At 62.2% G+C, this 22,299-nt stretch carries 17 protein-coding genes; 11 read left to right on the top strand and 6 right to left on the bottom strand.

Annotated features, from left to right (window positions below; translation table 11 throughout):
• Positions 1–2 precede the first annotated feature (2 nt).
• From EDC28_RS13175 to EDC28_RS13165, 3 genes are all read right to left on the bottom strand, one after another.
• The gene (locus EDC28_RS13175) at positions 3–1,421 is read right to left on the bottom strand and encodes a S10 family serine carboxypeptidase-like protein (protein WP_123421922.1); all 1,419 of its coding nucleotides are present in this window, start codon (positions 1,419–1,421) and stop codon (positions 3–5) included.
• 95 nt (positions 1,422–1,516) lie between these two features.
• Positions 1,517–2,881, bottom strand: coding sequence for a heavy metal sensor histidine kinase (locus tag EDC28_RS13170; RefSeq protein ID WP_123421921.1), 1,365 nt, complete (start codon positions 2,879–2,881; stop codon positions 1,517–1,519).
• On the bottom strand, positions 2,874–3,554 hold the full coding sequence (locus tag EDC28_RS13165; RefSeq protein ID WP_050660148.1) for a heavy metal response regulator transcription factor: 681 nt from the start codon (positions 3,552–3,554) through the stop codon (positions 2,874–2,876). The genes EDC28_RS13170 and EDC28_RS13165 overlap by 8 nt, the downstream gene beginning before the upstream one ends.
• Before the next feature lie 154 nt (positions 3,555–3,708).
• On the opposite strand from EDC28_RS13165, the gene EDC28_RS13160 reads away from it, so the two are divergent.
• Genes EDC28_RS13160 through EDC28_RS13150 form a run of 3 tightly spaced genes read left to right on the top strand, consistent with a single transcriptional unit; the run spans position 3,709 to position 6,741 of the window.
• On the top strand, positions 3,709–5,574 hold the full coding sequence (locus tag EDC28_RS13160; protein ID WP_123421920.1) for a copper resistance system multicopper oxidase: 1,866 nt from the start codon (positions 3,709–3,711) through the stop codon (positions 5,572–5,574).
• Entirely contained in the window at positions 5,574–6,383 is an 810-nt protein-coding gene (locus EDC28_RS13155; protein ID WP_211355739.1) for a copper resistance protein B, read from the top strand. Before EDC28_RS13160 ends, EDC28_RS13155 begins: the two co-directional genes overlap by 1 nt.
• Before the next feature lie 10 nt (positions 6,384–6,393).
• Positions 6,394–6,741: a heavy-metal-associated domain-containing protein gene (locus tag EDC28_RS13150; RefSeq protein ID WP_123421919.1), complete on the top strand. Its 348-nt coding sequence runs from the start codon at positions 6,394–6,396 to the stop codon at positions 6,739–6,741.
• A gap of 164 nt (positions 6,742–6,905) precedes the next feature.
• Here EDC28_RS13150 and EDC28_RS13145 read toward each other — a convergent pair whose 3' ends face one another.
• A complete protein-coding gene (locus tag EDC28_RS13145) occupies positions 6,906–8,852 on the bottom strand; it encodes a M1 family metallopeptidase (protein ID WP_123421918.1) in 1,947 nt (648 codons plus the stop codon).
• A 258-nt stretch (positions 8,853–9,110) separates the two neighbouring features.
• Here EDC28_RS13145 and EDC28_RS13140 point away from each other — a divergent pair, with 258 nt between their 5' ends.
• The gene (locus tag EDC28_RS13140) at positions 9,111–11,417 is read left to right on the top strand and encodes a GH92 family glycosyl hydrolase (protein WP_123421917.1); all 2,307 of its coding nucleotides are present in this window, start codon (positions 9,111–9,113) and stop codon (positions 11,415–11,417) included.
• 40 nt (positions 11,418–11,457) lie between these two features.
• Here the strand turns inward: EDC28_RS13140 and EDC28_RS13135 are convergent, their stop codons facing one another.
• On the bottom strand, positions 11,458–12,108 hold the full coding sequence (locus EDC28_RS13135) for a DsbA family oxidoreductase (RefSeq protein WP_050660152.1): 651 nt from the start codon (positions 12,106–12,108) through the stop codon (positions 11,458–11,460).
• Positions 12,109–12,271: 163 nt separating this feature from the next.
• Between EDC28_RS13135 and EDC28_RS13130 the strand changes: the two genes are divergently transcribed.
• Both EDC28_RS13130 and EDC28_RS13125 read left to right on the top strand, forming a co-directional pair.
• Positions 12,272–13,105 (top strand): AraC family transcriptional regulator, encoded by an 834-nt coding sequence (locus EDC28_RS13130; protein ID WP_123421916.1) that lies wholly within the window; start codon positions 12,272–12,274, stop codon positions 13,103–13,105.
• 62 nt (positions 13,106–13,167) lie between these two features.
• Positions 13,168–13,785 (top strand): LysE family translocator, encoded by a 618-nt coding sequence (locus EDC28_RS13125; RefSeq protein WP_050660154.1) that lies wholly within the window; start codon positions 13,168–13,170, stop codon positions 13,783–13,785.
• Here the strand turns inward: EDC28_RS13125 and EDC28_RS13120 are convergent.
• On the bottom strand, positions 13,782–14,690 hold the full coding sequence (locus EDC28_RS13120; RefSeq protein WP_336391537.1) for a LysR family transcriptional regulator: 909 nt from the start codon (positions 14,688–14,690) through the stop codon (positions 13,782–13,784). The genes EDC28_RS13125 and EDC28_RS13120 overlap by 4 nt on opposite strands.
• Before the next feature lie 150 nt (positions 14,691–14,840).
• Here EDC28_RS13120 and EDC28_RS13115 point away from each other — a divergent pair, with 150 nt between their 5' ends.
• From EDC28_RS13115 to EDC28_RS13095, 5 genes are read left to right on the top strand one after another with little or no spacing between them, the layout of a single operon-like run.
• Positions 14,841–16,532 carry an L-lactate permease gene (locus EDC28_RS13115; RefSeq protein WP_050660155.1) on the top strand — a complete coding sequence of 564 codons (1,692 nt, stop codon included), beginning with the start codon at positions 14,841–14,843 and terminating at the stop codon, positions 16,530–16,532.
• Positions 16,533–16,543: 11 nt separating this feature from the next.
• Positions 16,544–17,302 (top strand): (Fe-S)-binding protein, encoded by a 759-nt coding sequence (locus tag EDC28_RS13110; RefSeq protein ID WP_123421915.1) that lies wholly within the window; start codon positions 16,544–16,546, stop codon positions 17,300–17,302.
• Positions 17,295–18,719 (top strand): LutB/LldF family L-lactate oxidation iron-sulfur protein, encoded by a 1,425-nt coding sequence (locus EDC28_RS13105; RefSeq protein ID WP_123421914.1) that lies wholly within the window; start codon positions 17,295–17,297, stop codon positions 18,717–18,719. Before EDC28_RS13110 ends, EDC28_RS13105 begins: the two co-directional genes overlap by 8 nt.
• Positions 18,712–19,359, top strand: coding sequence for a LutC/YkgG family protein (locus EDC28_RS13100; protein WP_123421913.1), 648 nt, complete (start codon positions 18,712–18,714; stop codon positions 19,357–19,359). The genes EDC28_RS13105 and EDC28_RS13100 overlap by 8 nt, the downstream gene beginning before the upstream one ends.
• Positions 19,359–22,157, top strand: a complete 2,799-nt coding sequence (locus EDC28_RS13095) for an FAD-binding and (Fe-S)-binding domain-containing protein (protein ID WP_123421912.1) — start codon at positions 19,359–19,361, stop codon at positions 22,155–22,157. The genes EDC28_RS13100 and EDC28_RS13095 overlap by 1 nt, the downstream gene beginning before the upstream one ends.
• The last annotated feature ends 142 nt before the right edge of the window (positions 22,158–22,299 follow it).

Raw genomic sequence — 22,299 nt, 5'->3', positions numbered from 1 at the left:
TGCTAATCGCCGCTGATAAAGCGGCGAAGATCCTGGCTAAAACGCGCCAGCTCGCTGCTGCTGGTGTAGCTCATATGGCCGCTTTGATAGTAATAAAGCCGCCCCTGAGCGGCGGGCCCACTGGCCTGTTGCAGCAGGTATTCACTGGCCCCCACCGGGGTTAGCGTATCGAAGTAACCCACTCCCAGCGCCAGCTTAAGGGTGGGCATTCTTGCCATCAGCTCGTCCAAATCCCTCTCGTAACCTTGCCTGGTAAAAGGCGCCAGCCCCCAGTGCCATTGGGCCGGGTTTTTTACCGGCGAGTCGGTGAGGTAGGGCGGTAACTTACGTAGCCCCAAAAAGCCCTGGGCAAAGGCCAGATAAGCCTTTTCAACCGGGCCGCTAAGGGGCATGGACGGGTCGGTGCTGGGGTCTTGCTGCAAGGGCGCCGTCACCCGGCCGTCGGCTTGGCCAAGGCGCAGCCCTTTATCGGCCAGCAGGTTTTCCCTGAAGGTAGCCATATCCACTTTCAGCCCCGTTTTGAGATAGAGCGCAGTGTTCAGGCCGGTCAGCGCGCTTAGGCGATTGGCCAGGGCCAGGCGGTCTTGCTCTGCCAGCCGGTTGCCAAGGTAGAGCGCCTTTAATAGCGGCCCGGCGGCAAACTCGCGGCTTTGCGCCATAAACTGCTCGAAGGTGCGGCCCTGGTGACTGACCTTGCCGTGGTACCAGCCAAGGGCGCTTTGGGTGGGTAAATCGCTCACCGCTTGCAGCGGGTTTTGCCCGGCAAGACTGCTGACATTAAGGGCCTGGCCCAATAAAAACAGGCCTTTAAGAGGGAGCTTTGGGTCCTGGTGGCTAAGGGCCAAGGCGGCCTCGACAGCGCGGATACTGCCGTAGCTCTCGCCCAGCAAATAGAGCGGCGAGCCCTGGCGGCGGTGGCGTTGTACCCAGGCCCGCATAAAGGCCAGCAGCGCCTCGGCGTCGCTTTGGGTGGCAAAGTAGCCGGTTGGATTGGCGTCTGCGTCAAAACGGCTAAAGCCGGTGCCGGCCGGGTCGTAGAACACCAGATCCGCCACATCCAAGGGGCTGTGGGGGTTGTTGATAAGCGGCGCGGCCTGGGGGTCATCTCCCAGCACCAGCCGTTTTGGCCCCAGCGCCAACAGGTGCAGGTACATGGACGGCGCCAGCGGGCCGCCGTTAAACACAAACAGCACCGGCCGCTGACGCCCGGCCTGCTCGGCGATATAACTGGTGCTGACCAGGGTCAGGGGGCCATGGCGGGTGGGGGTGAGGCTAAAATGCTCCACCACCGAGCGGTAACTGAGGGTTTGGCCGGCAAACTGGCCTTGGTGGTTGAGGGTTTTGCCGCGCAGTTGCGGTTCGGCGCCCTGGACCCCACACATCAGGCCAGCGGCGCATAGCAGCAGGATGGTCAGTCGCATCTGGGACTCGCCTTGGTTAACCGTTGCCTTGTCGGTACCGCGTCCCTGCTACCCGACACTACCCAGAATAGTCGGCCTGCAAGGGTGTGGCGGGCTCAGGGCAAAGAGAGGCTAAAGCAGGTGCGCTGGGGAGTGGAGCTGACGGTGACATCGCCGCCGTGTAGCCGGGCGATGGATTTGACGATGGCAAGGCCCAGGCCGACGCCCCCTTGGCCTCGGGCCGGGTCAACCCGGTAGAAGCGCTCAAAAAGGTGCGGCAGGTGTTCGGGGGCGATGGGGCTGCCGGGGTTGCAGACCTCTACCCAATGGCGTTTGCCCTCGGTGTGCAGGCGAATCGTGACCGCTTGCCCGGCCGGGGTGTGGCGAATGGCATTGGAGATGATGTTACTCAAGGCCCGGCGCAGCAGGTGGCGGTCAGCCTGCACCGTCAGCGGCCCGCCTTCGAGCACCAGCCGCACCCCTTTGTCTTCGGCCAGTAGCTCGAAGTAATCGCAAAGGCCTTTGACTTCCTCTGCCAGTGCCAGGGGCACAAGAGCTGGGGTGATGTTGCCGTTGTCGGTTTGGGCCAGCCACAGCATGTCGGTCACCATCTTGGCCAGGCGCTCAAACTCCTCCAGGTTGGAGTAGAGAATTTCTTTGTATTCCTCGGCCGAGCGGGCCTTGCCCAGGGCCACCTGGGTCTGGGTGCTCAAGTTGGTGATGGGGGTGCGCAGCTCATGGGCGATATCGGCAGAGAAGTTACTTAAACGTTCGAATAAATCCTCAAGGCGCCCCAACATGTCGTTAAAGGCCGCTACCAGTTCGGCCAGTTCTGCCGGCACCTGGCGCGGGTCGAGGCGGTTTGATAGCCGATCGGAGCGGATGGCGCGAATGTCGGCCGAGAGCCGGCGAAGGGGGGCATGGCCCCAGCGCACCGCCAGCCTGGCAGCCAGTATGGTGATAAGGGCCGCCAGCGCCATGATGCCCCATAGGGCTTTGCCGAAGTGGGTGAGAAAATGCTGGTGGATGTCGATGTTCATGGCCAGTGCCAGCTTGTAGGGCTGGCCTTGGCTGCCCTCGATGATAAGCGCTGCGCCACGGTAGCTGTGGTCGCCCTGGCTGAAACGGGCCAGATGACGATGGTCTATTTGCGCCCGCGCCTGGGCGGCGAGAAAGTGAAGATCTGGCCCCGGCGTGCGATACAGCACCTTATCGGCCGGGCCGAACACGGTAAAGGAGATACCTTTAAGGCCGCGCAGGGTGCGGTCGAGATGGGCGGCGTCGGGAGGCTGGTTCTGTAAGGCCATGGCCAGGGGCTGGGCGGCGTTGGTGAGCTCGTTGCCGTCCATGTCGGCAAAGTGCTGCTCTATGGCCTGCTGGATAACCCAGCCCAACAGGCCCAGGCACAGAATGATGCTGAGCCCCACCAACAGCATGACCCGCCGGGCCAGGGAGGCTGGCGCCTTGCTCCTCTCAAGCATCGGGCAGTTCCAGCTTGTAGCCCATGCCGCGCACCGTTTGGATAAGCTTGGGCTCGAAGGGGTCGTCTATCTTGGCCCGTAGCCGGCGAATGGCGACATCAATCACGTTGGTGTCGGAGTCGAAATTCATGTCCCACACCTGGGAGGCAATCAGCGAGCGCGGCAGCACCTCGCCCTGGCGGCGAACCAACAGCTCCAGCAGGGCAAATTCCTTGTTGGTAAGGGTGATGCGCTGGCCGGCCCGCACCGCGCGGCGCTTGGCGATATCCAGTTCCAGGTCGCCAAGGGCCAGGGTATCGCTACTGGGGCTTACCGCCCCCCGGCGCAGCAAGGTGCGCACCCTGGCCAGGAGCTCGGCAAAGGCAAAGGGTTTGACCAGGTAGTCGTCGGCCCCCAGCTCCAGGCCTTTAACGCGGTCTTCGATGCTGTCGCGTGCCGTTAAAAACAGCACCGGGGTGGTTTTACCGGCGTCTTTTATCGAGGCGAGGATGCGCCAGCCGTCCACGTCCGGCAGCATCACGTCCAGCACGATAAGGTCAAATTCTTCGGTCATGGCCAGGTGATGGCCGTCTAGGCCATTGCGGGCCAGCGCCACCTGAAAACCGGCCTCGGACAGGCCCTTTTGCAGGTAGTCACCGGTTTTGTGTTCGTCTTCTACAACCAGAAGTCGCATAAAGGTTCCGAAGTGGTTGATTTGGCCAGTGTAGCCCGGCGCCGCGCACCGCCAGATTACCCCAAGATGACAACTTTGTAATGAAGGGGTCATGCCCATGAAAGTGGCCGCGCTCTAAGCTGATAGCATCATCAAGCTGGCCGGAGGCCCAAGCATGTCATCTTCCAAGCCGAATTTGCCTCGGCGCCGTTTTGTTCAAGGACTGGTTGCCGGCGGAGTGCTGCTTGGCCTGGGAGCCGGCACGGCCAGGGCGGCAGCGCCGCAAACCCACCGCGGCGCCCCGGTACTCAAGGGCCGGGAGTTTCACCTGAAAATTGGCACCTCGCGGGTCAATTTTACCGGCAGCGAACGCACCGCCATTACCGTTAACGACTCCTTGCCCGGGCCGACCCTGGTATGGCAGGAAGGGGACGAAGTCACTATTCACGTGACCAACAACCTCAAGGTACCCACCTCCATTCACTGGCATGGTTTTATTCTGCCTTTTCAAATGGATGGGGTTCCGGGGCTGAGCTTTAAGGGCATTGCCCCGGGCCAGACCTTCACTTACCGCTTCAAGGTGCAGCAAAACGGCAGTTACTGGTACCACTCCCATACCGGTTTTCAGGAGATGCTGGGCCTGAGCGGCGCCATCGTGGTGCTGCCCAAGGATAAACCCCGCTATAGCGCGGACCGCGACCACGTAGTGCTGCTGGCCGACTGGACCGACGACGACCCCATGGCGCTGTTTTCCAAGCTCAAGCAGCAAAGCGACTACGACAATTTTATTAAGCCTACGGCGGGGGATTTTTTCAAAGACGCCTCCCGCTATGGCCTCGGCCAAGCCCTTGAAAAGCGCAAGATGTGGAACCAGATGCGCATGAGCCCCACCGACTTAGCCGACCTTGGCAGTCATTCCATGACCTTCCTGATCAACGGTCGCACCCCAGCCGGTAACTGGACCGGGCTATTCAAACCCGGCGAAAAGGTGAGGCTGCGCATCATCAACGGCTCCTCCAACACCTTTTATGACGTGCGCATTCCCGGCCTCAAACTCAGCGTCATCCAGACCGACGGCCAGGACGTGGAGCCGGTAACGGTAGATGAGTTTCGCTGCGGCCCCGGCGAAACCTACGACGTGCAGGTGTCGCCCAAGGCCGATGCCTACACCCTCTTTGCCCAGACCATGGACAGAACCGGCTACGCCGCTGGCACCCTGGCGGTTAAAGAAGGGCTGCGGGCGCCGGTGCCCAAACCCGACCACCCTCAGTGGCTGACCATGACCGACATGATGGGCACCATGCACATGGGCGATATGGCCGGCATGGACCACGGCAAGATGGCCGGTATGGACCATGGCGCCATGAACATGGACCACAGCAAAATGGCCATGGGCAGCGGCAACATGGCCGGTATGGATCACAGCAAGATGGCCGGTATGCAGGGTATGGACCACAGCATGCACGGCATGGCCATGGATCACAGCATGCATATGAAAGGCCCGCTGGCGGTGCCCTCTAAAACCGTGCATCACGCCCGCACCGAATTTGGCCCCAGTACCGACATGCGGGTCGACAGCCCCCGCACCAACCTTGACGACCCAGGGGTTGGCCTTCGCAATAATGGCCGTAAAGTGCTGACCTTGGCCGACTTGGCCACCATCGGCGGGCCGCTGGACTCACGTGAGCCCGACCGGGAGCTGGAGCTGCATCTGACCGGCAATATGGAGCGCTACACCTGGTCCTTCGACGGCCTGGAGTTTGGCCAATCCACCCCGGTGCATTTTCGCCAGGGCGAGCGGCTGCGGGTGATTTTGCAAAACGACACCATGATGACCCACCCCATGCACATGCACGGCATGTGGAGTGAAGTCGAAGACGACCAGGGCAACTTTGTGGTGCGCAAGCACACGGTGCCGGTGCAGCCCGCCCAGCGAGTGAGTTTTCTGGTCAACGCCGATGCCCCCGGCCGCTGGGCCTGGCATTGCCACCTGCTGTTCCATATGGAAGCAGGGATGTTCCGCGAGATCCTGGTGGTGTGATGATGAAAAGTTCCCAACTGCTCTGCCTGCTGGCCCTGCCGCTGTTGGCCCAGGCTGCCGATATGAACATGGACATGGCCAAACCCCAGCCTCAGGCCGAGCTGCGTGACCCCAACGCCTACTCAGACGGCTACCAAAAAGGCGAGGGCCCCTACGCCATCCAAGACGCCCCCATGCACATGGGGGACGAACACAACTTTGCCCACCTGCTGGCCGACACCTTCGAGTGGGGCGACGGCGGTAGCGGCGCTTACGATGTCAAAGGCTGGTACGGCGGCACCTATGACCGGGTGCTACTGAAAGCCGAGGGCGACTACAGCCACTCGCGCCTTCAAGATGCCCGCACCGAACTCTTGTGGGACCATGCCATCAGCCCGTTTTGGAACACCCAGCTTGGGGTGCGCAGCGACAACGGCGAGGGCCCTGCCCGCCAGTGGCTGGCCTTTGGGGTGGAGGGGCTGGCCCCCTATTGGTTTGACTTGGAAGTCACTGCCTATCTTGGCGACAATGGCCGCAGCGCCCTTCGCTTTGAAAGCGAATACGAGCTGTTACTGACCCAGCGGCTTATCCTGCAGCCCAAGGCCGAGCTCAATATTTACGGGAAAAGCGACCCTGAGCGCGGCATTGGCAGCGGCTTTAGCGACGCCAGCCTCGGGCTTCGGCTGCGCTACGAAATCACCCGCCAGTTCGCCCCCTATGTGGGGGTGCAATACAGCCGCAAGCTGGGTAACACCGCCGATCTGGCCCGCCACGAAGGCGAAGACCCCGGCGAAACCCAATGGCTGGCCGGGGTGCGATTCTGGTTTTAAGGAGGCTTAGATGACAACCCTCAGACCCGGCGTACGGGAAGCTTATCTGGTTCGCCGCAAACTGACTGTTAGCGGCGAGCAGGCCGCCGCCCGAGATTGCGCCGAAGCGCTGGACGCCTTGCCTGGCATCAACAGCGTGACTTTGACTGGCAACCGCCTGACCCTCAGTTACGACGCCACCGTCGCCAACCTCGATGCGCTGGAGCAAGCCATTAACGACTTTGGCCTTGGCGTAAAACGCCGCGGCCTGGCCGGTATCCGTTTTGGCTACTACCGCTTTGTAGACCAAAACATCCGCGACAACGCTACCCACGAACCCTGGTGCTGCCACCGCTTGCCACCCAATGTGAAGAAGTAACGCGCGGGCGGCGCCAGGTAACAAAAAGGAGGCGATCGCCTCCTTTTTGTTTTTACCTAAGGTGCTTTGAGGTCAGTAAAGGTACAGGCACCCTGAGCTGCTTAGGCTCTGCTCGCTACTAAAGAAGGCGGCCTTTGGCCGCCTTCTTGTTTACCTCGATGAGCTCAGAGGGTCAGGCTGTTATTGGCCCGGTTGGCGTCGGGGATTTTATGGTCAGGGTCGAGGGTAACCTTGGCCACTGCCTTGGTGGTGGGCAGCAGCACGCTGGGGTTGGCCAGTTGGCGCCAGGTTTCTACCGGCAGGCGGATGTCCTGGTGGCTGCCGTCTTTATAGTCCACCCGCACTGTGGCTGGCATCACCAGCTTTTGGTGCGCAGAGAAGGTCACCTTCAGGCCTTTGGCCGGATCTTTGGCATCCTGGTAGGCGGCTTTGTCGACGGCCATGTCCAGCTGCCAGTTGTTGAGATACCAGCCGCGCCACCACCAGCTCAAGTCTTCACCGGCTTCGCTTTCCATCATCCTGAAAAAGTCTGACGGGGTGGGGTGTTTGTAGGCCCAGGTGGCGATGTATTGACGAAACGCCTTGTCGAACCGCTCTGGCCCCAAAATCTGCTCGCGCAGCAGCACCAGGCCAAGGGCCCCTTTGAAGTAGCTGATGGCATGGCGGTATTTCTCGGAGATGGAATCGGCCGGGGCCATCAAGGTGGGGGCCTCTTTGTCGGCCAGGATAGGCAGAATTTCATCCACCGGGTTGCCGCCACCGGGAGCGTATTCGCTGTCGCGTTTGGGGCCGTACTCGCCGCCGTTAAAGGCGTCGGAGGCGTAAACGTCGATAAAGGTGTTAAAGCCTTCGTCCATAAAGGCGTTGCGGCGCTCGTTGGAGCCCACCACCATCGGGAACCAGGTGTGGCCGATTTCGTGGGCGGTTATCCAGAACAGGAAACCGGCGCTGTCGTCCATGCCGTCAAAGACGATGCCGGGGTATTCCATGCCGGCACCATGGCCGCCCAGGTTAACCGCCACCGGCCAGGGGTAGGGGTACCACTTGTTGGAAAAGTGCTCCACGGCACCTTTGAGGTACTCGGTGGAGCGGTCCCATTTGTCCTTGCCCACCGCTTCTACCGGGTAGGCCGACATGGCCAGGGAGTGCTTGTTGCCGGGCAGGTTGATGCGGGCGGCGTCCAGAACAAAGGCCTTGGAGGCGGCAAAGGCTACGTCGCGGGTGTGCTCCATATGAAAGCGCCAGGTTTGGGTGCCGCTGTGGCTGGGGCGGCTGGCCGGGTCTGTGACTTCCGCCGGGGTGCGGATATACACCGTTTTGTCGCTGTTTTCGGCCTGGTCAAGGCGGCGGCGCTGGGTGGTGGTCAGTACCTCTTTGGGGTTCATCAGCTTGCCTGAGCCTACCACCAGATAATCCCAGGGCACCGTCACCGAATAGTCGATATTGCCGTACTCGAGGTAGAACTCGGAGCCCAGATAAGGCTGGGTATCCCAGCCGCGCAGGTCGTCATAGACCGCCATCCGCGGGAACCACTGGGCGATCTCGAAGATCTCGCCGTTGTTGCTGGGGGTCACGGCGGTGCGGCCGCCCCAGGTGCCGGGGATCTGGTACTGATAAGTGATTTTTAGCTGCAAGGTGCCGCCGTGGGCCGCCAGGGGCTTGGGCAGGTCAATGCGCATCCGGGTGTCGTCTACCAGGTAATGAAGAGGCACTTCCTTACCACCGGACACCAACGCTACCGCTTTTAGCTGATAGCCGTCGGTGTAGCCCTTGCGCTCACGGCCAGAGCTCATGGCCGCGCGGGAATCGCGGCGGTAGATGTTCTGGTCCAGCTGCACCCACAGCTCGTCCAGGGCGTCGGGGCTGTGGTTGGTGTAGGCAATCACCTCTTCGCCGCTCAGGCTGTGCTGGTCCGGGTTGATGGTGGCGGCTATCTGGTAGTTGACCTTGTTCTGCCAAAAATTGCTGCCGGGCAGGCCGCTGCCGCCGCGGATGCTATTGGCCTGATGAGGCAGGGTCAGGGGCGCAAAAAGCTGCTGGGGGTCAAAGCCGGTGTCGGCGGCGCAGGCGCCGGCAGAGGCCAGGCAAAGCAGGCTGATCCATTTCAGCATGGGGACTCCATTGGGGGTATGGACGACGAACACTCCGGAAATAATGCCGGTAAGTTACGGGATACTGGTAACAACGCTACCAGAGAGAATAAAGGCAAACCGGGCGGAAAGTCTCAACAATGCGGTAAAAGGATATTGTGTTTGCCGCCAGTGGCTTAGCCTGGGTTTGTCGCTGCAAAGCGGCGCTTGGCCCCGGCCGGTTTTGCCCATCGTGGCCGGTGGGGCATGCTGGAAAAAACCACAACAACGGAGCCCTCGATGCTGCGAAAATCCCTGTTGCTTGCCCTGGTTACCCTGCCGGTTCTGGCCGCCCCGGTCTTTGCTGACGCCCTGGCAGATGTCGACCCCTTTATCGGCACCGGTGGCGATGGCCATACCTTCCCCGGCGCTACCCTGCCTTTTGGCATGGTGCAGCTCAGCCCCGATACCGACATGCCCAATTTTCACCACGCCTATGGCTGGGCGGCGGGGTATCGCTACAGCGACCACAGCATCCTGGGCTTTTCCCACACCCATTTTTCCGGCAGTGGCCACTCCGACTTGGGGGATGTGCTGCTGATGCCCATGAGCGGCGAGCTGCATCTTGACCCTGGGGCCAAGGACCAGCCTAGCAGCGGCTACCGCTCCCGCTTTAGCCACCAGAGTGAGCGCGCCAGCCCCGGCTATTACGCCGTGACGTTGGACGACAACCAGGTCAAGGTAGAGCTGACCGCCGGCAAGCGGGTTGGCTGGCACCGCTATACCTTCGCCGAGGGCGCTGAGGCGCGGGTGCTGCTGGACCTTCGCCCCAGCATTTACGACTACGACGGCAAGGTGCTGTGGTCCAGCCTCAGGCTGCGCCCGGACGGCGTGCTGACCGGCATGCGCCAAACCCGTGGTTGGGCGCCAGGGCGCCAGCTGTTTTTTGCCATGCGCTTTTCCAAGCCCCTCAAAGGCCACCAGCTCCTGAACCGCGAGCAAAATGTCAGTTACCGGGGCTTTAAAGGCCCGGGCCACAACCCTGGCGATGTGGCGGCCATCAGTGGCCGGGCCTTGGAAGCGGCGCTGGATTTTGGCCCCCTCAACTCGCCGCTGCTGGTCAAGGTGGCTATTTCCAGCGTCAGCGAACAGGGCGCGTTGGATAACCTCAGTAAAGAGGCCTCCGGCTGGGACTTTGACGGCGCCAAAACCGCCGCCCAAGCGCAGTGGCAAAAAGCCCTTGGCGCCATTGATATCAAAGCCCCGGCGCCCATTCGGCGCAGTTTCTACACCGCCCTTTATCACGCCCTTATCGCCCCCAACCTCGCCTCCGACGCCGATGGCCGCTACCGGGGCCCGGACCAAGAGGTGCATCAGGCCAAGGGCTTTGACTTCTATTCCACCTGGTCGCTGTGGGATGTGTACCGTGCCCAGCAGCCGCTGTTGACCATCCTTGAACCCAAGCGCATGGGCGAGCTGGTAAGCTCCCTGGTGGCAGCCCAGCAAAGCAGCCCCTTTGGCATCCTGCCGGTGTGGAGTTATCAGGGCCAGGAAACTTGGTGCATGATTGGCTACCACGCCTTGCCGGTCATTGCCGACGCCTACCTCAAGGGCATCACCGGCTTTGACAGCGCCGCCGCCCTCAAGGCCATGGTGGCAAGCGCCGATTACGGCCCCTATGGCGACCTATCCGATTACATCACGCTTGGCTATGTGCCCATCGACAAAGAACCCGAGGCCGCGTCCAAGACCCTCGAATACGCCTTTGACGACTGGACGCTGGCCCGCATGGCCAGTGCCATGGGCAAGGACGCGCTGGCCAAACGCTTTTTTAAGCGGGCCGGCAACTGGCAAAACGTCTTTGACCGCCAAACCGGCTTTGCCCGGGCCCGGCTCAGTAATGGCGACTACCGCACCCCTTTCGACCCGGCCGCTGTGGGTTACGGCAGCGACTACACCGAGGGTAACGCCTGGCAATACTCCTGGTATGTGCCCCAGGACATCGCTGGGCTGATCAACGCCATGGGCGGCCAGTCGGCCTTTGTGAACAAGCTCGATGCGGTGTTCGACACCAAGGTAGACCCGAAAACCTTCGCCCACGTGGAGGACATTTCCGGGCTTATCGGTTACTACGCCCACGGCAATGAGCCGAGCCACCATATGGCCTACCTCTATGACTACGCCGGTGCGCCCTGGAAGACCCAGGAGCGGCTGACCACCATCATGAACAGCCAATATCACGACGGCCCCACCGGCCTTGCCGGGAACGACGATCTGGGCCAGATGTCGGCCTGGTATCTCTTTACCGCCATGGGCTTTTACCCGGTGGCGCCGGGCTCCAACCAATATGTGCTGGGCCGGCCCTTTGTCGAGGAAGCGAGTATTCGCCTGCCGGGCGGCAAGCGCTTTGTGGTCAAGGCCGAGCACCTGGACGACGCCCACCCCTATGTGGGCAAGGTGCTGCTCAACGGCAAGGCGCTGGCCACCAGCTACATCACCCATCAAGATCTGGTGGCCGGGGGCACCCTGACCTTTGTGATGCAGCAAAGCCCCAATAAAAACTGGGCCACAGGCCCCGCCTCAAGGCCATACAGCTTAAGCCGCTGACAACAAAAAGCCCGCCGATTGGCGGGCTTTTTCTAAGGCCTCAGGCCTCGCTTTCGTCGGCCACCTGGCGCAGCGCCATCTCGAAGTAGTCGCTGCTTTGGCCACCGGTGATGAGGTACTTGTCGTTCAGCACGATGGAGGGCACCGAGTTGATGCCGCGCTTGCGGTACACCTCTTCGGCGGTGCGCACCTCTTCGGTAAAGAGCGAGCTTTCCAGTATGGTGGCCGCCTCTTCGCGGCTCAGGCCCACTTCGGCCACTTTGTCCAGCAGCTGGGCGCGGTCGCTGGGGTTCATGCCCTTGGCAAAATAGCCGTCCAGCAGCGCTTTTTTCAGGGCATATTCCTTGCCCTGGGGTGCGGCCCAGAACAGCAGGCGGTGGGCGTCGAAGGTGTTGTAGGTGCGGCTGCGCAGCCCTAAATCAAAATGCACACCTGCCGCCTCGGCGCGGGCCAGCAGGTTGGCCTCGTTCTCGGCCAACTGCTGCTCGGTGAGGTTGTACTTGCGGGACAGGTGCTCTTTGATATCTTCGCCCTCTGGGCCCATCTGCGGGTTCAGCTCGAAGGGCCGAAAATGCAGCTCCACCTTGATGTCACCTTCGACCTTGCTCATGGCGTCTTCCAGGGACGCCAGGCCAATGGCGCACCAGGGGCAGACCACGTCTGAAACAAAATCCACTTTGACGGTTTTCATGCTGTCTCCTTAGAAGGCAATGCTCGCCCCAGCCTATGGGGGCGATGGCCCGGTGCCGGGCCCTAAATGGGCCCACCATGAACCATCGGCTGGCAAAAGAAAAGGCCGAGGGCATTGCAATTTTTTACAAGACACCGGCCCCGGCGCTCCTTAAGCTGGAGCCATGGCCGCCAACACCCCTTCTCGCCACATCGAACACCAAAGCCTGCCCGGCTGGCCCGGGCTGGAGCTGGTGCGCGCCCATTACAGCGGCTTTGTGTTTGACCGCCACGTACACCTCGATTATCACATCGGGCTGGTTGACCAAGGCGCCCAGGCCTTTATGCATAAGGGCCAGCGGCTGATCTTGAGCCCTGGCAGTCTGTCAACCTTCAACCCCGACGAAGTACACGACGGCGCCGGCCATGAAAGCGGCGACTACCAGGTGCGGCTGATACGGCTGCCCATGGAGGCCATGGCCACACTTGGCGAGCAGTTGGGGGGCGATGGCCGGCTGCATTTTTTCAAAGGGCCCATGGTGGCTGACCCCATCCTCTACCAGGGCTTGCTGCAGCTGCACAACCAGCAGCACAGCCCTGAGCCGCTGGCGGCCCAGAGCCACATGCTGCTGTTGATGGCGCACCTGTTGCTGCGCCACGGCGAGCCGGGGCTAAAGCCGGCTCGCCACCAGGGGCTGAGCCGCTTCCAATTGGCCGACCTTAAGGGCTATTTGCTGGCGCATCTGGACAGCAAACACAACCTGCCCACCCTGGCCGAGCGCTATCAGCTCAGCCAATACCAGTTTTTGCGCCAGTTCCGGGCTGCCACCGGCATCACCCCCCATGCCTACCTCACTTCGCTGCGGGTAGAGGCCGCCCGCCAGCACCTTAAAAGCGGCATGCTGATAAAAGACGTGGCCGCCGCTGTGGGGTTTTTTGACCAAAGCCACCTGGTCAAGGCCTTTAAACGCCATTACAACCTGCCGCCGCAAAGCTACCAGCAGCAGATCTGCCGCTAGTTTTTACAAGGCGCGCTAAGGCCTATGGCGCCACCCTTGGGGTTTTCCCAAGGAGACCTGTCATGAGCCTGGCTTCACTGTTCCTCACCCTTGCCCTTGTACACCTGGCCGCCCTGGTGGCGCCGGGCCCCGACTTTGCGCTGATGCTGCGCTCCAGCCTCAACCAGGGCCGGGCCCAGGCGCTGCAGATGGCGCTGGGGCTGGCCTCGGCGATCATGGTGCACAGCCTGGTGGTGGTATTTGCCTTTGCGCTGCTGGCCAAGGTGTTGCCGGGGCTGCTTCATTGGCTGCCGCTGGTGGCGGGGTGCTGGCTGCTTTACCTGGCGGCCCAGTGCCTTAAAAGCGCCCGGGCACCCCAGGGGGCCATCGACACTCAATCGGCCCCGGCTGGTGGCGCCTGGCTGGCCGGCTTTGCCACCAATATCCTCAACCCCAAGGCGTACCTTTACTTCTTTACCCTGGTGGGCGGGTTATTGCCGCCGGCACTGCCGCTGGCGGCCAAGCTGGGGGTGGTGGCGCTCTTTTTCAGCCTGGCCCTGGCCTGGTTTGGGATGCTGGGTTGGCTGCTGGGGGCGCCGTGGTTTCGGCAAAAAATGCTGGGCTGGCGCCGGGGCATGGAAGGGGCGACGGCGCTGGTGTTTACTGCCGTCGGGGTGCTGATGCTGCTGCGCCTTGCCTAGAAGTAGTGGGCGATGGCCAGGTAGCGCTGGCGGATGTGCTCAATCAGCAGCCGGATCTTGGCCGGCAACTGGCGGGTGGTGGGATAGACGGCGTAGATCCCCAGTTTCTTGCCCACCTGCTGGGGGAAAAGCTCCGTCAACATGCCCTGGGTCAGATCGTTGTAAATAAGGCAACGGGGCACATAGATGATGCCGTAACCGGCCAGGGCCGCCTTACGCAGGGCGGCGGCGTTGTCAGTGGTCATGTTGCCTTCTACCCGCACCGTAAAGGGGCCTTTTTTGTTCTTGAAGGCCCAGTCGGAGGCGCCGGTGCTCTGGTAGCTGTAGCGCAGGCAGTTGTGCTGGCGCAGATCTTCGGGGTGGCGCGGGGTGCCGTGGCGCTCCAGATAACTGGGGGAGGCGCAAATGGCCCAGCGTGAATCGATGATGTGGCGGGCGATCAGGCTGGAGTCGTCCAGGTAGCCGGTGCGGATCACCAGATCCATGCCCTCGGCGATGATGTCCACAAAGCGGTTTTCCAACGACATGTCGATGCTGAGCCCGGGGTAGCGGTCACAAAACTCTGCAATGGCGTCCGCCAGCACCAGCTCGCCGGAGATGGTGGGCACCGACATCCGGATATGGCCGCTCACCTTCTCACCAAAGCCCGACAGGGTGTCCAGGGCCCGGTCGGTGGCCATCTTTATTTGCCTTGCCTGCTGGTAAAGCAGCCGGCCCGCCTCGCTTAGGGTCAGGCGCCGGGTGGTGCGGTACAGCAGCTGGGTACCCAGTTCTTCTTCGAGTTTCGAGATCCGTTTGCTGGCCACCGAATTGGTGACGCCGGCCAGTTCGGCTGCCTTGCTGAAGGAGCCGGTATCCACCACTTGGGCAAACAAAATGAGGTCGTCGGCGCGGGGCATATTCATGCAGTTTTGGAATTTATGTTTTCGATTATCTCCGTATATCCATAAGAAGGAAAGGGGTATTGTCTGCAAGCTTACCTTTACGTAAGCCCACTATTCGTGCAGCAAAAGCCCTGAAAACCGGCTCGCCGGTATAAAAAAAGGACAACAACCATGAGCAATACCCTGCTTGCCATTATTGCCTTTATTCCCATTATGGCCGCCGGCATCCTGCTGCTCGGCCTGAACTGGCCGGCGCGCCGGGCCATGCCGGTCGCCTTTGCACTGACGGTGCTGGTGGCCCTGTTTGGCTGGGACATGAGCATCAACCGCATTCTGGCCTCCACCCTGCAAGGGTTGGTGGTGACCATTACCGTGCTGTGGATCATCTTCGGCGCCATTTTCCTGCTCAACAGCCTCAAGCACACCGGGGCCATTACCAGCATCCGTAACGGCTTTACCAACATCTCGCCGGATAGGCGCATCCAGGCCATCATCATCGCCTGGTGTTTCGGCACCTTTATTGAAGGGGCCTCCGGGTTCGGCACCCCGGCCGCCATCGCCGCGCCGCTGCTGGTGGCCATTGGCTTTCCGGCCATGGCGGCGGTGCTGATGGGGATGATGATCCAATCCACCCCGGTGTCCTTTGGCGCCGTGGGCACCCCTATTCTGGTGGGTATCAACAAGGGCCTGGACAGCCACACCATCGGCCTGGAACTGGCCGCCAAAGGCTCCAGCTGGGACGCCTTCTTGCAGTACATCACCAGTGACGTGGCCATTATCCATGCCCTGATCGGCACCTTTATGCCACTGCTGATGACCATGATGCTGACCCGCTTTTTCGGCCGTAACAAAAGCTGGCGCGAGGGCCTGGATGTATTGCCCTTCGCCATCTTTGCCGGCCTTGCCTTTACCCTGCCTTATGCCCTGACCGGTATCTTCATGGGCCCGGAGTTTCCGTCGCTTATCGGTGGCCTGGTCAGCTTGCCGCTGGTGGTGCTGGCGGCCCGCAAAGGCTTCTTGGTGCCCAAGAGCACCTGGGATTTTGAACCTGCCGCCCATTGGCCCGCCGAGTGGCTGGGTAACCTGAAGATGGATTTAAGCCAGGTGCGCGAGCGGCCCATGTCGCTGGTGATGGCCTGGTTCCCCTATGTGCTGCTGGCGCTGCTGCTGGTGATAAGCCGCATGGACGCCGGCATCAAGGCCTGGCTGGCTGGGGTCAGCATCGGCTTTAACAACATTTTGGGCGAAGCCGGGGTCAGCGCCGCCATTCAGCCTTTTTACCTGCCCGGCGGCCTGCTGGTGGTGTCGGCGCTGGTGGCGGTGCTGGTGCAGGCCCGCTCCGTCAAGCCGCTGCTGGGGGCGGCCAAGGAGTCCGGTAAAACCCTGCTGGGCGCCGGTTTTGCCCTGGTGTTTACCATTCCCATGGTGCGCATTTTTATCAACTCCGGGGTCAACGGCGCCGACCTTGCCTCCATGCCTATCACCACCGCCAACTGGGTGGCAGGCATGGTAGGCCACGCCTTCCCGGCGCTGAGCGCGGTGATTGGTGCCCTGGGCGCCTTTATCGCCGGTTCCAACACCATCTCCAACATGATGTTCAGCCAGTTCCAGTTTGAGGCGGCCCATGCCCTGGGAGTGTCGTCGGTGGTGGTATTGGCGCTGCAAGCGGTAGGGGCGGCAGCCGGCAATATGATTGCCATCCACAACGTGGTGGCGGCCTCGGCCACTGCCGGTTTGATGGGCAGGGAAGGGGCGGTGCTGCGAAAAACCGTGCTGCCCACCTTCTATTACCTGCTGTGCTGCGGCCTGCTTGGCATGGCCATGATCTACCTGCTTGGGCAAACCGACGTTTTGATGCAGTAAACGAGAGTGTTATGGACGTTATCCGTGTTTACCCGGCCAAACCGGCCCATGTCTACCTGTACGCCACCTGCCTGGTGGACTTGTTCGACCCCCAGGCAGGCCTGGACGCCATCGGCCTTTTGGAGCGCCAGGGGCTGGCGGTAACGGTCGTTACCGGCCAAACCTGCTGCGGCCAACCGGCCTACAGCGCTGGTTACAACGATGAGGCCCGCGCCGTGGCCCAAAGCCAGATGGCGCTCTTTCCCGAGCCCTGGCCGGTGGTGGTGCTGTCCGGCTCCTGCGGCGGCATGATGCACCACCATTATCGCCGCCTTTTTGCCGGCGACGCCGCCGTGGCGGCCTTTTGCGAGCGGGTGTTCGAGTTCACCGAGTTTTTGGTGCAGGTGTGCCGGGCCAAGCTTGATGACAAGGGCGAGCCGCGGCAGGTGACTATGCACACCTCCTGCGCCGCCCGCCGCGAGATGAAGGTGCATGTCACCGCCAGCCAGCTCCTTGGCCAACTGGCCCAGGTGGAGCTGGTGAAGCACGGCTATCAGGAAGAGTGCTGCGGCTTTGGCGGCACTTTTGCGGTGCGCCACCCGCAGATCAGCCAAGCCATGGTGGAGGACAAAACCCGGCACATCGTTAACAGCGGTGCCCCGGAGCTGGTCAGTGCCGACTGGGGCTGCCTGCTCAATATCAACGGCGCCTTGGAATACCAGGGCGAGCGGCTGCAAGGCCGGCACCTGGCCAGCTTTTTGCTGGAACGGGTAGGAGGCGGCCATGGCTGAGCACAGCCCCCGGCGCTTTACGCCCCAGGCCCAAGAGGCCCTGGCCAGCCCCGTTATCCGCCAGAATTTTCGCGGCGCCATGGATTACCTGCGTAAGGCCAGAAGCAACGCCTTTAGCGACCCGGTTGAAGCCGACGCGGTGCTGGCCAAGGCCGAAGCGGTGCGCCGCCGCTGCCTAAGTCAGCTCCCCGCGCTTTTAGAGACCCTGGAGCAGCGCTGCACCGCCAACGGTATCCAGGTGCACTGGGCCGAGACCCCGGCCGAGGCCAACGCCATCATCCGCGCCCTTTGCCAGCGCGAAGACGCCAAACTGGTGGCCAAGGGTAAATCCATGGTCAGCGAGGAAATCGGCCTTAACAAACACCTGGCTGGCCTTGGCATCGATTGCCGCGAAACCGACATGGGCGAGTTTATCGTCCAGTTGGACGGTGACCGGCCCTCCCACATCATCATGCCGGCCATCCACAAGAACAAAGACGAGATAAGCGCCACCTTCGAGCAGCACCTTCCCGACTTTGAGGCCACCCGGGATGTCGATCAGCTGATCGCCGCGGGGCGCCAGGCGCTTCGCGAAAAATTCCAGGCCGCCGAAGTGGGGCTGACCGGAGTTAACTTCGCCGTCGCCGAAACCGGCACCCTGTGTCTGGTTGAAAACGAAGGCAACGGCCGCATGTGCAGCACCATCCCCAGGGTCCATATCGCCGTTACCGGCATTGAAAAGGTGGTGGAGCAGCTTAGCGACATCGCCCCGTTGTACAGCGCTCTGACCCGCTCGGCCACCGGCCAAGCCATTACCACCTACTTCAATATGGTGAGCAGCCCGCGCCGCCCCGGTGAATGGGATGGCCCAGAGGAAGTGCACCTAGTGCTGCTGGATAACGGCCGCTCCCAGGCCTTTGCCGACGACGAACTGCGCCAAACCTTGCAATGCATTCGCTGCGGCGCCTGCATGAACCACTGCCCGGTGTACGGGCGCATCGGTGGCCACGCCTACGGCACCGTCTACCCGGGGCCCATAGGTAAAATAATCTCGCCGCACCTCTTGGGGCTGGACGACGCCGGCGAACTCCCTACTGCTTCTAGCCTGTGCGGCGCCTGCGGCGAGGTGTGCCCGGTGGGCATTCCTATCCCGGCGCTATTGCAGCGGCTTAGGGTGGAGGCCAAACATGGCGCCAGCGCCGGCCATCCGCCGCTAAAAGGGCAGGGGGCCAAAGCCAACCGCCTAGAGGCCCTGGCCATGAAGGGGTTTGCCTGGCTGGCCCGCCACCCCCGTTGCTACCGTGCCGGTACTTGGCTGGCCAGGCGGCTTGCGCCTTTTTACCCGCGCCGCCTTGGTGCCTGGGGCCAATGCCGGGTCACCCCGAAACCGGCCCCCAAACCGCTCAGTCAGCTATTAAAGGAGCAGCGCCGTGTCTGAGGCTAAAAACCGCATTCTGGCCAGGTTGCGCCAGGTGAACCCGAGCGCCCCTGAGCGCCCAGAGCAGCCCTACGCCCCCTACCTGGGGGAAGACGCCCCGGCGCGGCTGGCCCGGTTTTGCAGCCGCCTGGAAGCGGCCCATGCCGAGGTGGTGCGCTGCCCCCAGCAAAGCCTGGCCGCGCAGTTGCAGGCCATGGTTAAGGGCGCTTCGCTGACACGGCTGCTGGCGGGCAATGACGGCCCCTTTAGCGCCGCCATCAGCCAAGCGGGCGGTTCGCGCTTAAGCTGCTTTGATAAACCCATGAGTGAATTCAAGGCCGTGCTTTTTACCGATGTTGACGCCGGCATCAGCCAAGCCTGGGGCGCTATTGCCGATACCGGCACCCTGGTATTGTGGACAGGCCCCAACGAGCCGCGCAGCTTGTCGCTGGTGCCGCCGGTGAGCATCATCATTGTGGCGGCCTCGGCCATCATGGATAACTTCGCCCAGTTGCTGGCAAAGCCCCAGTGCCGCCAGGGGCTGCCCACCAACCTGCTGCTGGTGTCAGGCCCGTCCAAGACCGCCGATATCCAGCAAACCCTGGCCTATGGCGCCCACGGGCCCCGCCAGCTTTATGTCGTGGTAGTAGAGGATTGTTGATGAGCTACGCCAGCCTGGTTGCCACCCTTACCGAGCGTATCGACGCCGAGCGTGTGCTGACCGACCCGTCCTTGTGCCTAGCCTACGGCACCGACGCCAGTTTTTACCGGCTGCTGCCCAAGGTGGTGTTGCGCCTCGACGGCCTTGATGAAGTGCTGTTTGCCATGGCCAGCTGCCGCGCCCTTGGCCTGCCTTTTACCTTTCGGGCGGCGGGCACCAGCTTGTCGGGGCAGGCGGTGTCAGACTCGGTGCTGATTACCCTGAGCGACAAGTGGCGCGGCCACAAAGTGTGGCAGCAGGGGGAGCGCATTAGCCTGCAACCGGGGGTGATAGGCAGCGACGCCAACCGCTACCTGGCGCCTTTTTTACGCAAGATTGGGCCAGACCCAGCCTCCATCGACAGCTGCAAAATAGGCGGCATTGTGGCCAACAACGCCAGCGGCATGTGCTGCGGCACCGCCCAAAACAGCTACCGCACCCTCGACACCCTGACGATAGCTTTGAGTGACGGCACCGTGCTGGACACCAGCTCCCCCGAGAGCGTGGCGGCCTTTCGCAAGCGGCGCCCCGAACTCTTAGCAGGGCTTAGCGCCCTTCGCCAGGAGGTGCTGGCCGATGACACCTTAAGCGCCCTTATCCGCCACAAGTACCGCCTTAAAAACACCACCGGCTATGCCCTTAACGCCCTGGTGGATTTTGAAGACCCCATCGATATCCTCGCGCACCTGATGGTGGGCTCCGAAGGCACCTTGGGTTTTATCGCCGAGGTGACGTACCGCACCGTGCCTGACCACCCCCACAAGGCCACGGCGCTGTTGGTGTTTGCCGATGTAGAGCAGGCCAGCCAAGCGGTGTCGGCCCTGGCTAAAACCGAGGTCAGCGCGGTAGAGCTGATGGACGGGCGCTCCCTGAAAGCCGTGGCCGACAAACCCGGCATGCCGGGTTTTGTGGCGGGGCTAAGCCTCGATGCCACGGCGCTGCTGGTCGATTGCCGGGCGGCGAGCCTTACCGGCCTTGAAGCGCAGTGCCAGCAGGTGATGGCGGCCATGGCGGCCTTTACCCTTAGCCAGTCGGTGCCCTTTTCTACCGACCCCAAGGCCCAGGCAGCCCTTTGGGGCATTCGCAAAGGCTTGTTCCCGGCGGTTGGGGCGGTGCGGGAAACCGGCACCACCGTCATCATCGAGGATGTGGCCTTCCCGGTAGAAGAGCTGGCCAGTGGCGTGCGCGCCCTGCAACAACTCTTTGACCAGCACGGTTATCACGAGGCGCTGCTGTTTGGCCACGCCCTGGCCGGCAACCTGCATTTTGTCTTTACCCAGGGCTTTGGCAGCGACGCCGAGGTCAAACGCTATGGCGCCTTTATGGACGCGGTGGCCGAGCTGGTGGCGGTGCGTTTTGGCGGCTCGCTCAAGGCCGAGCACGGCACCGGCCGCAATATGGCCCCTTATGTGGAGCTGGAATGGGGCCCGGCCGGTTACCAGTTAATGCAGCGCATCAAGGCCCTGTTTGACCCCGAAGGGCTGCTAAACCCCGGCGTTATCATCAACCCGGACCCGGCTGCCCACTTAAAAGACCTCAAGCCGCTGCCGGCCGCCGACCCTCTGGTGGATGCCTGCATCGAGTGCGGCTTTTGCGAAGTGGTATGCCCGTCGCGCACCTTGAGCCTGAGCCCCCGCCAGCGCATCGTGCTGTACCGCGATTTGCAGCAGCGCCGCCGCGAAGGGCAAGGCACCGAGACGCTGGCCGCGCTTTTTGAATACCAGGGCCTGGATACCTGCGCCGCTACCGGCCTATGTGCCGAGCGTTGCCCGGTAGGCATCAATACCGGCAGCCTGGTCAAAACGCTGCGTCAGGACAAATACCGGCGCTTTGAGCCCATTGCCCGCTGGACCGCCGAGCACTTTGGCGCCACCACCAGTCTGGTAAAAACCGGCTTGCGGCTGGGGGCCGCGGCGCAAGCGGTGCTGGGCGGTGAACGACTGGAAAAACTCAGCGACGGCGTCAATCGCCTCAGCGGTGGCCGCACCCCGCGCTGGTTGGCCGAGATGCCCAAAGCCAACGGCGCCAAGGTACAGGCGCCGCTGGCGCATTTTGGGCGCCGGGTGCTGTACATGCCGTCTTGTGCCAGCCGGGTGATGGGCCAGCAGCAGGGCAATAGCGAGCCGCGCTCCTTGACCGATGTCACCCTGTCGCTGCTGCAAAAGGCGGGTTTTGATGTGGCTCTCCCCGAGCACCTGGCGAGCCTATGCTGCGGCATGCCCTATGACAGCAAAGGCATGGGAGAGCTTGCCGCCAGCAAGGCCCGTGAGCTGGAAGCGGCGTTGTGGCAGGCCAGCGAACAGGGCCGCCTGCCGGTGCTGATGGACACCAGCCCCTGCGCCCTTCGCAGCATCGAGCAGTTCGAGATGCCGCTAGCCATCTTTGAGCCGGCTTCTTTTGCCATGGAATATCTGCTGCCGCACCTGAAGGTGGAGCCCTTGGACGAAACCGTGCTGCTGCATATTACCTGTAGCGCCCGGCGCATGGGCCAGAGCGAGCAGCTGCTGGCGCTTGCCAAGGCCTGTGCCAAGCGGGTGGTGGTGCCTGAGCATATTCAGTGCTGCGGCTTTGCCGGTGACAAGGGCTTTAGCACCCCAGAGCTTAACGCCGCGTCTTTGGCCCCTCTGGCTGAGCAGGTGCCGGCCGATTGCAAGCGGGGCTTTAGCAACAGCCGCACCTGCGAGATTGGCCTGTCACGCCACAGCGGCGTGCCTTACCAATCGCTGCTCTACTTGCTGGATGACGCGTCCCGGCCATAAAAAAGCCCGCCAATCGGCGTAATGCCAGTCAGTTAAGCTGACTGGCATTTTTCTTTCTCGCTGGATACTTGCTGTATTTTGGCCGGATGCAGCGTGGATATGACCGGTCTGGTCGTCGGTCGGGGAGCTTGAACTGGGCCAG

This window comes from Gallaecimonas pentaromativorans (genome assembly GCF_003751625.1).
GTDB classification, from domain to species: Bacteria; Pseudomonadota; Gammaproteobacteria; order Enterobacterales; family Gallaecimonadaceae; genus Gallaecimonas; species Gallaecimonas pentaromativorans.
This window is presented reverse-complemented; position numbering and strand designations above follow the sequence as displayed.

What these genes read in the sequence shown, in the direction of transcription:
- EDC28_RS13175 (WP_123421922.1), bottom strand. Translation starts at nt 1,421, where the DNA reads ATGCGACTGACCATCCTGCTGCTATGCGCCGCTGGCCTGATGTGTGGG.
- EDC28_RS13115 (WP_050660155.1), top strand. Translation starts at nt 14,841, where the DNA reads ATGAGCAATACCCTGCTTGCCATTATTGCCTTTATTCCCATTATGGCC.
- EDC28_RS13155 (WP_211355739.1), top strand. Translation starts at nt 5,574, where the DNA reads ATGATGAAAAGTTCCCAACTGCTCTGCCTGCTGGCCCTGCCGCTGTTG.
- EDC28_RS13130 (WP_123421916.1), top strand. Translation starts at nt 12,272, where the DNA reads ATGGCCGCCAACACCCCTTCTCGCCACATCGAACACCAAAGCCTGCCC.
- EDC28_RS13145 (WP_123421918.1), bottom strand. Translation starts at nt 8,852, where the DNA reads ATGCTGAAATGGATCAGCCTGCTTTGCCTGGCCTCTGCCGGCGCCTGC.
- EDC28_RS13160 (WP_123421920.1), top strand. Translation starts at nt 3,709, where the DNA reads ATGTCATCTTCCAAGCCGAATTTGCCTCGGCGCCGTTTTGTTCAAGGA.
- EDC28_RS13165 (WP_050660148.1), bottom strand. Translation starts at nt 3,554, where the DNA reads ATGCGACTTCTGGTTGTAGAAGACGAACACAAAACCGGTGACTACCTG.
- EDC28_RS13135 (WP_050660152.1), bottom strand. Translation starts at nt 12,108, where the DNA reads ATGAAAACCGTCAAAGTGGATTTTGTTTCAGACGTGGTCTGCCCCTGG.
- EDC28_RS13140 (WP_123421917.1), top strand. Translation starts at nt 9,111, where the DNA reads ATGCTGCGAAAATCCCTGTTGCTTGCCCTGGTTACCCTGCCGGTTCTG.
- EDC28_RS13095 (WP_123421912.1), top strand. Translation starts at nt 19,359, where the DNA reads ATGAGCTACGCCAGCCTGGTTGCCACCCTTACCGAGCGTATCGACGCC.
- EDC28_RS13105 (WP_123421914.1), top strand. Translation starts at nt 17,295, where the DNA reads ATGGCTGAGCACAGCCCCCGGCGCTTTACGCCCCAGGCCCAAGAGGCC.
- EDC28_RS13170 (WP_123421921.1), bottom strand. Translation starts at nt 2,881, where the DNA reads ATGCTTGAGAGGAGCAAGGCGCCAGCCTCCCTGGCCCGGCGGGTCATG.
- EDC28_RS13120 (WP_336391537.1), bottom strand. Translation starts at nt 14,690, where the DNA reads ATGAATATGCCCCGCGCCGACGACCTCATTTTGTTTGCCCAAGTGGTG.
- EDC28_RS13125 (WP_050660154.1), top strand. Translation starts at nt 13,168, where the DNA reads ATGAGCCTGGCTTCACTGTTCCTCACCCTTGCCCTTGTACACCTGGCC.
- EDC28_RS13150 (WP_123421919.1), top strand. Translation starts at nt 6,394, where the DNA reads ATGACAACCCTCAGACCCGGCGTACGGGAAGCTTATCTGGTTCGCCGC.
- EDC28_RS13110 (WP_123421915.1), top strand. Translation starts at nt 16,544, where the DNA reads ATGGACGTTATCCGTGTTTACCCGGCCAAACCGGCCCATGTCTACCTG.